Source organism: Pigmentiphaga sp. NML080357 (genome assembly GCF_002188465.1).
GTDB lineage: Bacteria > Pseudomonadota > Gammaproteobacteria > Burkholderiales > Burkholderiaceae_B > Pigmentiphaga.
Map to the genome: position 1 here is coordinate 201,173 of NZ_NINW01000024.1, position 12,049 is coordinate 213,221.

14 protein-coding genes are annotated in these 12,049 nt (G+C 65.3%); 8 read left to right on the forward strand and 6 right to left on the reverse strand.

From position 1 onward, the window contains the following. Positions 1–77 precede the first annotated feature (77 nt). Positions 78–1,079: a biotin synthase BioB gene (gene bioB / locus CDO44_RS08220; RefSeq protein ID WP_087779741.1), complete on the forward strand. Its 1,002-nt coding sequence runs from the start codon at positions 78–80 to the stop codon at positions 1,077–1,079. An 8-nt stretch (positions 1,080–1,087) separates the two neighbouring features. Further along, on the forward strand, positions 1,088–1,510 hold the full coding sequence (gene arfB / locus CDO44_RS08225) for an alternative ribosome rescue aminoacyl-tRNA hydrolase ArfB (RefSeq protein ID WP_087779742.1): 423 nt from the start codon (positions 1,088–1,090) through the stop codon (positions 1,508–1,510). Between the two features lie 11 nt (positions 1,511–1,521). Here the strand turns inward: arfB and CDO44_RS08230 are convergent, their stop codons facing one another. The 5 genes from CDO44_RS08230 to CDO44_RS08250 all read right to left on the reverse strand — a co-directional run bounded on the left by CDO44_RS08230 (position 1,522) and on the right by CDO44_RS08250 (position 5,072). Further along, entirely contained in the window at positions 1,522–2,082 is a 561-nt protein-coding gene (locus CDO44_RS08230; protein ID WP_087779743.1) for a DUF1415 domain-containing protein, read from the reverse strand. Positions 2,083–2,090: 8 nt separating this feature from the next. Beyond that, positions 2,091–2,981, reverse strand: a complete 891-nt coding sequence (locus CDO44_RS08235) for a cation diffusion facilitator family transporter (protein WP_087779744.1) — start codon at positions 2,979–2,981, stop codon at positions 2,091–2,093. 117 nt (positions 2,982–3,098) lie between these two features. After that, complete coding sequence (locus CDO44_RS08240; protein WP_144389489.1) at positions 3,099–3,797, reverse strand: hypothetical protein; 699 nt, start codon at positions 3,795–3,797, stop codon at positions 3,099–3,101. Between the two features lie 89 nt (positions 3,798–3,886). Beyond that, positions 3,887–4,537 (reverse strand): carbonic anhydrase, encoded by a 651-nt coding sequence (locus CDO44_RS08245; RefSeq protein ID WP_087779746.1) that lies wholly within the window; start codon positions 4,535–4,537, stop codon positions 3,887–3,889. Between the two features lie 85 nt (positions 4,538–4,622). Further along, the gene (locus CDO44_RS08250; protein WP_087779747.1) at positions 4,623–5,072 is read right to left on the reverse strand and encodes a hypothetical protein; all 450 of its coding nucleotides are present in this window, start codon (positions 5,070–5,072) and stop codon (positions 4,623–4,625) included. A gap of 316 nt (positions 5,073–5,388) precedes the next feature. Between CDO44_RS08250 and CDO44_RS08255 the strand changes: the two genes are divergently transcribed. After that, a complete protein-coding gene (locus CDO44_RS08255) occupies positions 5,389–5,766 on the forward strand; it encodes a hypothetical protein (RefSeq protein ID WP_144389490.1) in 378 nt (125 codons plus the stop codon). 104 nt (positions 5,767–5,870) lie between these two features. Here CDO44_RS08255 and CDO44_RS08260 read toward each other — a convergent pair whose 3' ends face one another. Continuing rightward, complete coding sequence (locus tag CDO44_RS08260) at positions 5,871–6,857, reverse strand: tripartite tricarboxylate transporter substrate binding protein (protein WP_087779749.1); 987 nt, start codon at positions 6,855–6,857, stop codon at positions 5,871–5,873. Positions 6,858–7,193: 336 nt separating this feature from the next. Here CDO44_RS08260 and CDO44_RS08265 point away from each other — a divergent pair, with 336 nt between their 5' ends. The 5 genes from CDO44_RS08265 (at position 7,194) to groL (ending at position 12,043) form a co-directional block, all read left to right on the forward strand. Continuing rightward, entirely contained in the window at positions 7,194–8,108 is a 915-nt protein-coding gene (locus CDO44_RS08265; protein ID WP_087779750.1) for a LysR family transcriptional regulator, read from the forward strand. Between the two features lie 153 nt (positions 8,109–8,261). Continuing rightward, positions 8,262–9,074 (forward strand): TauD/TfdA family dioxygenase, encoded by an 813-nt coding sequence (locus tag CDO44_RS08270; RefSeq protein WP_087779751.1) that lies wholly within the window; start codon positions 8,262–8,264, stop codon positions 9,072–9,074. Between the two features lie 212 nt (positions 9,075–9,286). After that, positions 9,287–9,919 (forward strand): diguanylate cyclase, encoded by a 633-nt coding sequence (locus CDO44_RS08275; protein WP_087779752.1) that lies wholly within the window; start codon positions 9,287–9,289, stop codon positions 9,917–9,919. A gap of 159 nt (positions 9,920–10,078) precedes the next feature. Continuing rightward, the gene (groES, locus tag CDO44_RS08280) at positions 10,079–10,396 is read left to right on the forward strand and encodes a co-chaperone GroES (RefSeq protein ID WP_087779753.1); all 318 of its coding nucleotides are present in this window, start codon (positions 10,079–10,081) and stop codon (positions 10,394–10,396) included. Positions 10,397–10,420: 24 nt separating this feature from the next. Then, positions 10,421–12,043: a chaperonin GroEL gene (gene groL, locus CDO44_RS08285; protein ID WP_087779754.1), complete on the forward strand. Its 1,623-nt coding sequence runs from the start codon at positions 10,421–10,423 to the stop codon at positions 12,041–12,043. The last annotated feature ends 6 nt before the right edge of the window (positions 12,044–12,049 follow it).

A 12,049-nucleotide genomic window follows, 5' to 3' on the forward strand; every position in this document is an offset into this window, starting at 1 on the left:
TGATGCCGCGCCGCTTGCTTACCATGTGCGATTGACGCCGCTCGCCGGCCTCTCGATCCATCGTGAAGGAGTTCTCCATGCAAGCAGATCCCGCCGTTGCGAACGCGGCACCCGCCGTTACATCTCGCCGCAATTGCGCATCCTGGAACGTGGACGAGGTGCTGGCGTTGTTCGAACTGCCGTTCGCCGATCTGCTTTACCGCGCGCAAGAGACGCATCGGCGGTTCTTCGACGCCAACGCCATCCAGTTGTCGACGCTCCTGTCGATCAAGACGGGCGGCTGTCCCGAGGATTGCGCATATTGCCCGCAGTCGGCGCGCTACGACACCGGCGTGGAGGCGGAAAAGCTGCTGCCGCTGGACGACGTGCTCGCCGCGGCGCAGACGGCCAAGGACAATGGCGCGACGCGCTTCTGCATGGGCGCCGCCTGGCGCAGCCCCAAGCCGCACCAGGTCGAAGCCGTGGCCGAGATGGTCAAGGCGGTCAAGGGCCTGGGGCTGGAGACCTGCGTGACGCTCGGCATGCTGCGCGACGGGCAGGCCGAGCAATTGCGCGAGGCCGGGCTCGACTATTACAACCACAATCTGGACACCGCACCGGAGTTCTACGGCCAGATCATCACCACGCGCACCTACCAGGATCGCCTGGACACCCTGGGCCGGGTGCGCGACGCCGGCATCAAGGTCTGCTGCGGCGGCATCGTCGGCCTGGGCGAGTCGCGCCGCGAGCGGGCGGGGCTCATCGTGCAGCTGGCCAACATGGATCCGTATCCCGAGTCGGTACCGATCAACAACCTGGTGCGCGTGGAAGGCACGCCGCTGGCGGACAACGCTGCCGTGGATCCGTTCGAGTTCGTGCGCACCATCGCGGTGGCGCGCATCACCATGCCGGAGGCCATGGTCAGGTTGTCGGCGGGGCGCGAGCAAATGAACGACGCCTTGCAAGCGCTGTGTTTCCTGGCGGGCGCCAATTCCATGTTCTACGGCGACCGCCTGTTGATCACTGACAATCCCCAGGCCGAGGCCGACCGCAGCCTCCTGCGGCGCCTGGGCATGCGGGTGGACGCCGGCACGCACTAGGAAGCCTCATGCCGCTCCTGCACCTGGCCCCGGGCGTCGCGATCGACGAGGACGAGATCGCGCTCACGATGATACGCGCCCAGGGCGCGGGCGGGCAGAACGTGAACAAGGTGTCGAGCGCCGTCCACCTGCGGTTCGACATCGGCGCGTCCTCGTTGCCCGAGGCATGGAAGCAGGCCTTGATGCAGAAGCACGACCGGCGCATTTCGAGCGCGGGTGTGGTGGTCATCAAGGCGCAGGCCTATCGCAGCCAGGAAAAGAACCGCGCGGATGCGCTGGAGCGCTTGCGGGCGCTGCTGGCTTCGGTAGCCGAGCCGCCCAAGCCGCGCAAGCCTACCAAGCCGACGATAGGGTCGCAGCAGCGCCGCCTGCAGCGCAAGGTCCGGCATGGGCAGGTCAAGCGGCTGCGCGTCCGCGTGGACGACGAATAGGCGAACCGGCCCTAGAGGCCGAGTTTCTTCCAGCCTTCATGGCCCAGGGCGCGCAGCGTTTCGATGTTCTGCTCGTAGATGCGCTCGGCTTCGGGGAATGCCTCGACCGCGCGGTCCACGCTCGCCTCGCGCAACAGGTGCAGCGTGGGATAGGGGGAACGGTTGCTGTAGTTCTCGATGTCGTCCGGCTCGGTATCGGCGAACTGGTAGTCGGGATGAAAACTGGCCACCTGGATTTCGCCCGCCAGGCCCAGCGCTTCCACCGCGGCGTCGGCCTCGTCGAGGAAATCGTTGTAGGCATGGAAATCGGCCAGCGTCCAAGGGTGGATCAGCAGCAGCGTGTCCACCTGCTCGGGATCGCTCTGCGCGAGACTGCGCAAGGCTTCGGCCAGGTCCTCGAGCAGGGCGTCAGGATCGTGGGCCTGGCTGACCACGTAGCGGATCTGGCCCTTGACGTGGACGGCCTTGGCAAAAGGGCACAGGTTCAGGCCGATGACGGCCTTTTCCAGCCAGGCGCGCGTGGCGTCGATGGCGGCCTGGGGCGGGAGGGAGTCGGGCGGGGATACGAACATGATGAGAGTCAGCCTATGCGGACGTCGGGCGTAGCCACGGCCTGCTGTTCGGGTTCAAGGTGGATAACGATGGCGCTGCCTTCCACGTAGTCCTGGATGGCGGCTTCCAGCCGGTCGCAGATGGCATGCGCGGCGGCCACCGGCATGTCGCCGGGCACGACGAGATTGAATTCGATGAACACCCGCGCGCCGGAACGCCGCGAGCGCAGCGTGTTGGCCTGCAACGCGCCCCCGCCCGCGTTGCGGATGACCTGCCGTATGCCGTCGACGATTTCTACCGGCAGCGCCTCGTCCATGAGGCCGCCCACGGAATCGCGCATCAGCCGCCATCCCGACCAGAGGATGTGCAGCGCCACCAGCCCGGCGATGATGGCGTCCAGGCGCTGCCATCCCGTCAGGGCGACCAGCGCGACGCCTATCGCCACGCCGATCGAGGACACGACGTCGGTCCAGAGATGGCGGCCGTCGGCCACCAGCGCGGGCGAATGCCACCGGCGCCCATGGCGTATCAGCATGGCTCCCCACAGCCCATTGATGAGCGTGGCGGCCAGGTTGACGGCCGTGCCCAGCAGCGGCGTTTCCAAGGGGCGTGGATGCATGAAGCCCTCGTAGGCTTCGCGCAGGATGGTGAAAGCGGCAACCAGGATCAGCGTGCTTTCCAGCACGGCGGACAGGTACTCGGCCTTGTTGTGGCCGTACGGATGGTTGGTGTCGGCCGGGATGGCGCTGACCGAAACGGCGATCAGCGTGATGACGGCGGTGGCGACGTTGACGATGCTTTCGAGGGCATCCGAATAGAGCGCGATACTGCCGGTGAGCAGATAGCCCACGTATTTCATGCCGAGGACGACGATGCCGACGGCGATCGTCACCAGGCTGAACTGCGTGGCGCGGGTCATGGGAACGTCTTCTCCCCGTGGGGAGCGGCGGGATGGAGCATGGAATCGGAGGCGGGTGGGCGGATTCCGGCATTCTAGGCCCTGTCCGCCCCGATTGCATGCCCGATGTCCGGTGGCTCAACGCCCCCCGAGGCCCGGCACGAGGCCGCGCAGATCGGGAATCTGGAAAGACCCTCCGGGAAGCTCGAAACGCGAAGCCTGGGGGGCGCGGTCGTCCAGGGCTTCAACCCGGAAGCGGTCGCCGAAGCGCAGCAGGCCGAGCCGATCGTTCTGCAGCCGCCGCGCCAGGTCGTCCGCGCCGGCGGGCAGCAGCGTTCCGGCCAGCGCCGCCAGGCTCCTCCCCAGCTTGAGGGCGGCGGCCGTGAGTTCGCTCGCGGCGGGTTCGGAGGTCAGGACCAGCTCTTCCGTGCGCCGGCGTCGCTGGCCGTCTTCATAGGTCAGGACGTACACTGTCCCGCCGAGTCCGGCGACGGTTTCGCGCCGGCTCGTCGGTTGCAGCGAAACGATGGCGCTGACTTGTTCCAGCGCGGCGGTGGGGCTGGGCATCAGGCTGCCCGCCATGCGCATCAGGTCGGCGGCTTCCATGACGACCTGCTGCCCATTGACCCGGGTCACCGCATAGATTTTTTCCCCGCGGGCTAGCAGGTAGCCGTTGGGGCTCTGGGGCGATGCGGCACGAAGGTTGTCGCCGGCGTATTCCACCGAAGCCGAGAAGGGCCGGCCCCGGTCGTCCAGGCCCGCCAGCTTGGCGGTGCCGGCCGCATGGGCGACGAGGGGCAGGCAGAACAGTGCCGCGGCGGCGATACGTAACATCATGATGCGTGGCTCCATGCGCGTCGGCGGTGCTCAAAGCGTTTCGACCGCCGGGGCCGGATGACGTTGCGTAAAAGTTGTTGCGCCGAGGATCAGTTGCCCAGGGGAGGGCTGTCGGTCACGGCGTGGAATTCGCCCGTGGACGGGTCGCGCACCATCAATACGCCGGTCGCCACGCCGAAATAGGCTCCATGCAGCTGCAATCGGCCCTGCTCGACCTGCGAGCGCACCCACGGGAAGCTCATCAGGTTGGCCAGGCTGTGTTCGACGGTCGCGAGTTCGAGTTGCCTGATGTACATGCCGGGGTTTTCCCCGGGCGGAACGATGCGATCGACGACAGGGGCGATCTGCTGCATCCACTTGCCGATGAAGTCGCCCGGGGAGAGCGGCTCGGCGCTGTTGGCGATGGCCGAAATGCCGCCGCACAGCGCGTGGCCCAGCACCACGATGTGCTTGACCCGCAGGGACTGCACCGCGAACTCCAGCGCGGCGCTGGTGCCGTGGTAGTTGGGCGTGCCGCCTTCATAGGGAGGGACGAGGTTGGCGACGTTGCGAACGACGAAGATTTCGCCTGGGCCGGCGTCGAAGATGACTTCCGGGGCGACGCGGGAATCGCAACAGCCTATGACCATGATTTCGGGCTTCTGGCCCTTTTCGGCGAGCGTCTTGTAGCGGGCGCGCTCGTCGTTGAAGCGGCCGTCGAGAAAGGAACGATAGCCGTCTGTGAGTCGTGTCGGGAACATGCTTCACCTATTGCTTGCCCGCCGCGAGGCGGGAAGTATGCATGATACCAGTCGCAACGGTTCCCGGCCTCCGGGGTCACCCGCGTCAACGGGCGGCGTCCTGGGCGGCGCGCAGCCTCACCACGGCCTGGGAGAGCAAGTGCAGGGGGTCTTCGGAGGCCACCACGGCAGTGTCGTTCAGCGTGAGCACCAGGACGCCCGCGGGCAGTTCCAGCAGCTTCAACGAGCCGGGCGGGATGGCGACGCCGGCTTTGGGGGCGATGATCTTGAGCGTGGTCAGCAGTGCCGTGATCTCTTCGCGGTCGTAGATGGGGTGCCAGTGCGACAGCCGGTCCAGGACCTCGCGGTACAGCGGCTCGCCGGGACTCTGCAAGGATTGCTCGACTCCGAAAATCTGCGCGCTCCAGAGCCCCCGCTCGTCGGTTTCGATAGTGACGGCGTGCGAGGGAATGTCCGGGCGTAGCGGCAGCACCACCGTCCGCAGATAGGCTTCCGCGGTGTAGCGTGTCTCGCGCGTCGTGGGAGGAATGCGCATGGCAGGCATCCTGTTCGTTTACGAGTCCAGCTTAGCGGCACGCTTTTTCCCCAGGGGTTACAGCGCCGTTGCGGTCATTTCCGGGTTTAACAGGCTATCCGAGCCGGCATGCGCTCGGTGTAGAAAATGCCGGCACGCTGCTGCGCGCCCCGGCAAGGGAGCACTTTTTGCCCCCCGGGACGATCGACCCGGCCGGGCGAGCCCCGCCGGCGTCGCGGAATCCCGGCGTCTTCTGCACACGTGTGGAATTCCTCATCGCGCTTCGATATGCTTGCGCGCAGAGAAGCAACAAACATCCTCGGGGATCGGGAAATTCATGAGAACAGTGCTCGCGGGGCTCGCGACTGCTGTGACGATGGGATGCGCCATGCACGGCCCGGACCAGGCCGGCGCGGCCGCTCGTCAAGACGAGTGCGTTACCAACCGCGACGTGCGGGAAGTCGTCGTCAGGCTGCGCGACATGGGGTGGACCGCCCAGCGCACGATAGACGAAGTGCTGGCCACGTCGCAGATCGACGATGTCGAAACGAAGAATTGGTTCGTCGGCCTGGTGACCGATATCTACGGCAACCGGACCACGCTGGCCCAGGTCGATGCCGACTATGCCGCGTGCATGAAATCGCTGCCGGCCAATGTGGCGCCGGTGCTGTCCGCTTCGTCGCGGGCCGAGGTGCGTGGCCGCCCTCCGGGATAGGCGGGGCCCAGCGCATCCCGGGGCCGTTTGCCCGCTTGCCGCCGGACCGCGCTGCCGCATGGCGGCAGGCGCGGGAGCCTGCTCGCGGGAGCGGTGCCGACGACTTATTCGGGCTGGACGCCGGCCGCCTGGGCCACCGTGCGCCAGCGCGAGACCTCGCTGCTGACGAAGGAGGCAAACTGCTCGCCCGTCATGGGCTTGGCCACCTCGCTGCCGGTCTGCTCGATGCGCGTGATGTAGTCGCGGTCGGTCGCGATTTTCGCGATCTCGGCATTCAGCCGCGCCGCCACGTCGGCCGGCATGCCGGCCGGTCCGAACAGGCCGGTCCAGGTGGTGACATTCAGCTTGTTGAGCCCGGCCTCCTTGAAGGTGGGAACGTCGGGGAGGGAGGCCGAGCGCGCATCGCTGCTGATGGCCAGCGCGCGCAGCTTGCCCGCACGCACCGAAGACAGCGTGTTGGGGATTGTTTCCAGCATCAGTTGCACCTGGCCGCCCAGCAGGTCAGGCATGGCCGCGCCGCCGCCCTTGTAGGGCACGTGGGTGATTTCGACCTTGGCCTCGGACTTGAACAACTCGCCCGCTAGATGGGAAATGGCGCCGATGCCGGCCGAGGCATACGACAGCTTGTCGGGGTTGGCGCGCGCGTAGTCGATCAGCCCTTGCAGGTTCTTGACCTGCAATCCCGGGTTGACCACCAGCACCAGCGGACCGTCCTGCAGCCGGCCTATGGCCGTGAAGCTCTTGGCGACGTCAAAGGGCAGGGTCTTTTTCAGGACGGGGTTGATGGCGTGGGTGCCGATGGTGCCGAACAACAGGGTGTAGCCGTCGGGCTGGGCGCGCGCCACATAATCCGAGGCGATGATGCCGGCGGCACCCGGCTTGTTCTCGACGACCACGGGTTGCCCCAGGCGAGCGGCGAGCGAGGCGCCGAAGGCGCGGGCCAGGATGTCGGAAGAGCCGCCGGCGGCGAAGGGGACCACCAGCGTGACCGGGCGGGCGGGATAGCCCTGGGCTTGCGCGGCGCCGGCCAGGCCCAGGGATGCGATGGCTGCGGCCACACAGGTGCGCAGCATGGTTTTTTTCAATGCCATGGTAATGCTCTCTCGACGAAGAAAAGGAAGAAATCATTTATCCGGCCAAAATGCCGGGGGGTATGCCGGAATATCCGGGTGTCTCTTCCATTGATAATTCGTGCAAACCCTCGGTTTGCGCAGCCATGGCCCGATTACTAAAACAAACGATAAATATGTGACTTGAAAACCGAATATCGGTGTTTCGTGTATGGTCCATTGGTTAATAGGTGACACACTATAAGGTCGAGTCTTGCGGTGTCAAGCAGATTTTCCCGCGGCTTGCCAAAGTCGCCTTCAAGCACGAATATAGCAACAAGCTATGCAGATATTGCATTTCTGTTAGATCAAAAAACCATGGATTTCAAGCAATTGGAGTACTTCGTGCGGGTGGCCGAGCACGGCAGTTTCAGCCGCGCGGCCGCGGCCCTGGGCGTGGGCCAGCCGTTTCTGAGCCGGCAGGTGCGCCAGCTCGAGGTCGAGCTGCGCAAGACCTTGTTCCACCGGCATGGCCGGGGCATCGTGCTGACCGATGCGGGCGAGCAGTTTTCCCTGTTCGCCCGCAGCGTACTGCAGCAGTTCGATGCCGCGACCCAGGTCCTGTCCCGGTCGGAAACCGAGATCACGGGACGGGTGGTGATCGGGCTGCCGCCTTCGCTCGGGCGCGTTCTGACCGTGCCGCTGGTGCGTGCGTTCAGCCAGCGCTTTCCGCTGGCCAAACTCACTATCGTGGAGGCGCTGAGCATGGCGCTCTATGAGCGCCTGATCTCGGACAAGCTGGACGCCGCCTTGATGTACGACCCGGCGGTCTCCACCCTGACCGAAATCGAGCCCATCGTGCGCGAGCCCTTGTGCCTGATCCTGCGCAAGACGGAGGAGGGCGGGGAAAGCAAGCCGCTGGCCTTTGCCCGCCTGGCCGAACACCGGCTGATCTTCCCGTCGGAGCCGCATCCGCTGCGGATGCTGGTCGAGGCCGAAGCGGCGCGCCAGGGGCTGACGCTCGACATCGCCTTCGAGATCGACGGGGTCGAGGCCATCGTGGCGCTGGTCGACAAGGGGTTCGGCGCGGCCGTGGTCCCGTACAACCTGGTGCGCGCCGGCATGCAGAGCACCGAGCTGCGCATCCATCCCCTGGTCGAGCCGGTCATCGGCGGGGCCATCGCGCTGGTGACGCATAGCCGGCGCCCTCCGACGCTGCTGACGACGAAAACCGTGGACCTGCTCAGGCAGACCGCCGCCGAGACCCTGGTTGGCAGCGAGTCTGCCCCATGAGCGATGCGAAAAATGCATAACTAGTAGTCGGCCCCAGGGCTAGCTGAATCGGCTCCGCGGGCGCATGATTGCTTCCATGCCGGACTGGCGACAAGACCGGTTGCCGTCGAATCATTTTCCGGTTTTTATTTTGGCGGATCAGGAAAACTATTTATGAAATACGAATGCATCACCGTTACCCCGATATCTCCGCATATTGGAGCTGAAATCGGAAACATCGATTTGACCCGGCCGCTTAGCGACAGGGAAGTCGCGGAGCTGCATGCGGCTTTCATTGAATACCAGGTTATTTTCTTCCGTAATCAGAAGATCAGTTTCGAAGACCAGATCCGCACCGCCAGTTATTTCGGCACGCTGGGCAAGCACGTCGGCGTCAATACCATCAGCAAGACCACCGAGAACCCGCTGGTCCGCAAGTTCCACTACGACGAGACGTCCAAGCAGATCTCGGGCGAGAACTTCCACAGCGACCAGTCCTGCGCGCCGATTCCTCCCCTGGGCAGCATGCTCTACAACCACACGGTGCCTCCGCACGGTGGCGGCGACACGATGTTCGCCAGCATGTACGCCGCCTATGACGCCTTGTCGCCCCGCATGAAAACCTATCTGGAAGGGCTGACGGCCACCCATGACGGCACGCGGGTGTTCGGTCCCGGCACGCCGATTTCTTCCCATCCGGTGATCGTGCGCCACCCCGAGAGCGGCAAGAAACTGATCTTCGTCAATACCGATTTCACCTCGCACATCAACGAACTGCCCAGGCTGGAAGGCGAGCGCGTCCTGCAGTTCCTGGTCGATCATTGCAACAAGCCGGAGTGGACCTGCCGCTTCCGGTGGGAACCGCATTCGATCGCGTTCTGGGACAACCGCTGCACGCACCACAAGGCGATCTGGGATTACTGGCCCAACGTGCGTTCCGGCTACCGGGTACAGGTCGAGGGCAAGGAAGCCCCGAAGGCCGGCTGATTTTTTCTGTTGTGTTGTTGCCTGTGTTGGCGGCTTGCCTGGCAAGCCGCCTTTTTTTTGCCTACCGGCCGCCGTGCCCCCAGGGCCGGGACGCTTGAAGAGACCCGGGCGCCGCGATACATTTTTCCGCATGAAGCACGGCGGCCCCGCATGTTCGCATCTCGCATGCAGCATGCAAGCCGGGGCCGCGCGTAAATCGAATCGGAGGCACGATGAACGTCTTTGAAACGATTTCGGCCCATGCTGCCGCAATGAAGCTGCCCATCTACGCGATTACCGCGACCACCGTGCCGCGGCGCGACATTCCCGTCATCCTCATCATCCACTGGCATGGCTTCAGGCGCGAAACGCCGCTGAAGCTGGCGGGCGTGCCCGTGCCGCTGCGAGCCGTTGCGGGGTCGGCGCTGCAGATCGAGGCGCGGGGGGAGGGCATCGCGGCCATCGAGCAATCCCTGCTCGATGCGGCATGGCAACTGGGCGCGTGGGATCTCGAACGCCTGGTGCGCCGGCCCTGGTGGCGGCTGGGCGCATCCGCCAGCGAAGCGCTGGCCGGCCATCGGGCCTTCGGCGATTATCCGGACGTGGACGCCGCGGAGCCGGGCGTGGTGATGGAAGCGCCAGACCGCGATGAACTGCTGCGCATGGCGGCGTACAGGGGCTACGTGCGCTGGTTGTTCCGGCCCCGCAAGGGCGGGCTGTGGCAGCAGGTCGACGACGAAGACAGCACGCTCGACAGCGGGGGTGGCCGGGCGCTGCCGTGCCCGGTCGTGCCCTATCCCCTGGAAACCGGGCGCGGGGGCCGCGCCGTCTATCGGCTCGGCCGGGTGGACCACATCATTCTTTGATGTTTCATTTTGATACAAGTACGCGGCCAAGCGCCTCTTGAAGGCTTGGCGCGCGCTCATATTTTCGGTCCGCAGCGGCAGGCTGCCTGGCGCTCCGCTCTTGCGCGAGTGCGCCGGTTATCCCTTTCTGGTGATCTGTAATCGCTTAGGAGATTGATCATGAAGATTCGTCCCCTTCACGACCGGGTTATCGTCAAGCGGATCGAACAACAACGCAAGACGGCCTCGGGCATCGTGATTCCGGACACGGCTGCGGAAAAGCCCGAGCAGGGGGAAGTCGTCGCGGCGGGGCCGGGCAGGACGCTCGATGACGGCAGCGTGCGACCGCTGCAGCTCAAGGTCGGCGACCACGTGCTGTTCGGCAAGTATGCCGGCCAGACCGTGAAGATCGATGGCGAGGAATTCCTCGTCATGCGCGAAGAAGATGTGCTCGGTGTCCTGGAGGACAACCGGGGCGAACTCAAGAAAGCCGCCTGACGATCCGACTGCGAGGAGAAAGACATGAGTGCGAAAGACGTCAAATTCCACGATAGTGCCCGCGCGCGCATCGTGCAGGGCGTGAACGTGCTGGCCGACGCGGTCAAGGTCACGCTGGGACCCAAGGGCCGCAACGTGCTGCTCGAACGCAGCTTCGGCGCGCCGGTAGTCACCAAGGACGGTGTCTCGGTGGCCAAGGAAATCGAGCTGAAGGACAAGTTCGAGAACATGGGGGCGCAGATCGTCAAGCAGGTTGCCTCCAAGACGGCCGACGTCGCGGGCGACGGCACCACCACCGCCACCGTCCTGGCGCAGGCCATCGTGCAGGAGGGCATGAAGTACGTGGCTTCCGGCATGAATCCGATGGACCTCAAACGCGGCATCGACAAAGCGGTGGCGACGGTCGTCGAAGAACTGCGCAAACTCTCCAAGCCCATCTCCACCAACAAGGAAGTGGCCCAGGTCGCGGCGCTCTCGGCCAATGCCGACGAGGCCGTCGGCAAGATCATCGCCGAGGCGATGGACAAGGTCGGCAAGGAAGGCGTCATCACCGTCGAGGACGGCAAGTCGCTGGAGAACGAGCTGGACATCGTCGAGGGCATGCAGTTCGACCGCGGCTACCTGAGTCCGTACTTCATCAACGATCCGGAAAAGCAGGTCGCCTACCTGGACGATCCGCTGGTCCTGCTGCACGACAAGAAGATTTCCAACATCCGGGATCTCCTGCCCGTGCTCGAGGCGACCGCCAAGGCCGGCAAACCCCTGCTCATCGTTGCCGAGGACGTGGACGGCGAGGCCCTGGCGACGCTGGTCGTCAACGCCATGCGCGGCGTACTCAAGGTCGCGGCCGTCAAGGCTCCGGGATTCGGCGACCGCCGCAAGGCCATGCTGGAAGACATCGCCATCCTGACCGGCGCGACGGTCATCTCCGAAGAGACCGGCAAGCAGCTCGACAAGGCCACGCTGGAAGACCTCGGCAGCGCCAAGCGCGTGGAGGTGCAGAAAGAGAACACCATCATCATCGGTGGCGCCGGCGAGCAATCGCGCATCGACGCCCGCGTCAAGTCCATCCAGAAGCAGATCGAGCAGGCCACCAGCGACTACGACCGTGAAAAGCTGCAGGAGCGGGTGGCCAAGCTGGCCGGCGGCGTGGCCGTCATCAAGGTGGGCGCGGCGACCGAAGTCGAGATGAAGGAGAAGAAGGACCGCGTCGACGATGCCTTGCACGCGACCCGCGCCGCGGTGGAAGAGGGCATCGTGCCGGGGGGCGGCGTCGCGCTGCTGCGTGCCCGGGCCGCGGTCGAGAAGCTCAAGGGCGCCAACGGCGACCAGGACGCCGGCATCCGCATCGTGCTGCGCGCGCTCGAAGCGCCCCTGCGCGCCATCGTCGCCAATGCGGGCGAAGAGCCCTCGGTGGTGGTGTCCAAGGTGCTCGAGGGCAAAGGCAACTTCGGCTATAACGCCGCGACCGGCGACTATGGCGACCTGGTCGAGATCGGCGTCGTCGATCCCACCAAGGTCACGCGGACGGCGCTGCAAAACGCCGCATCCATCGCCGGCCTGATCCTGACCACCGACGCCACGGTGGCCGAACTGCCCAAGGAAGAAAAGGCTCCGGCTCCCGCCGCCGGCGGCATGGACTTCTAAGCTTTT

Coding starts and splice junctions, on each gene's coding strand:
- bioB (WP_087779741.1), top strand. CDS start 78: ATGCAAGCAGATCCCGCCGTTGCGAACGCGGCACCCGCCGTTACATCT.
- arfB (WP_087779742.1), top strand. CDS start 1,088: ATGCCGCTCCTGCACCTGGCCCCGGGCGTCGCGATCGACGAGGACGAG.
- CDO44_RS08230 (WP_087779743.1), bottom strand. CDS start 2,082: ATGTTCGTATCCCCGCCCGACTCCCTCCCGCCCCAGGCCGCCATCGAC.
- CDO44_RS08235 (WP_087779744.1), bottom strand. CDS start 2,981: ATGACCCGCGCCACGCAGTTCAGCCTGGTGACGATCGCCGTCGGCATC.
- CDO44_RS08240 (WP_144389489.1), bottom strand. CDS start 3,797: ATGATGTTACGTATCGCCGCCGCGGCACTGTTCTGCCTGCCCCTCGTC.
- CDO44_RS08245 (WP_087779746.1), bottom strand. CDS start 4,537: ATGTTCCCGACACGACTCACAGACGGCTATCGTTCCTTTCTCGACGGC.
- CDO44_RS08250 (WP_087779747.1), bottom strand. CDS start 5,072: ATGCGCATTCCTCCCACGACGCGCGAGACACGCTACACCGCGGAAGCC.
- CDO44_RS08255 (WP_144389490.1), top strand. CDS start 5,389: ATGAGAACAGTGCTCGCGGGGCTCGCGACTGCTGTGACGATGGGATGC.
- CDO44_RS08260 (WP_087779749.1), bottom strand. CDS start 6,857: ATGGCATTGAAAAAAACCATGCTGCGCACCTGTGTGGCCGCAGCCATC.
- CDO44_RS08265 (WP_087779750.1), top strand. CDS start 7,194: ATGGATTTCAAGCAATTGGAGTACTTCGTGCGGGTGGCCGAGCACGGC.
- CDO44_RS08270 (WP_087779751.1), top strand. CDS start 8,262: ATGAAATACGAATGCATCACCGTTACCCCGATATCTCCGCATATTGGA.
- CDO44_RS08275 (WP_087779752.1), top strand. CDS start 9,287: ATGAACGTCTTTGAAACGATTTCGGCCCATGCTGCCGCAATGAAGCTG.
- groES (WP_087779753.1), top strand. CDS start 10,079: ATGAAGATTCGTCCCCTTCACGACCGGGTTATCGTCAAGCGGATCGAA.
- groL (WP_087779754.1), top strand. CDS start 10,421: ATGAGTGCGAAAGACGTCAAATTCCACGATAGTGCCCGCGCGCGCATC.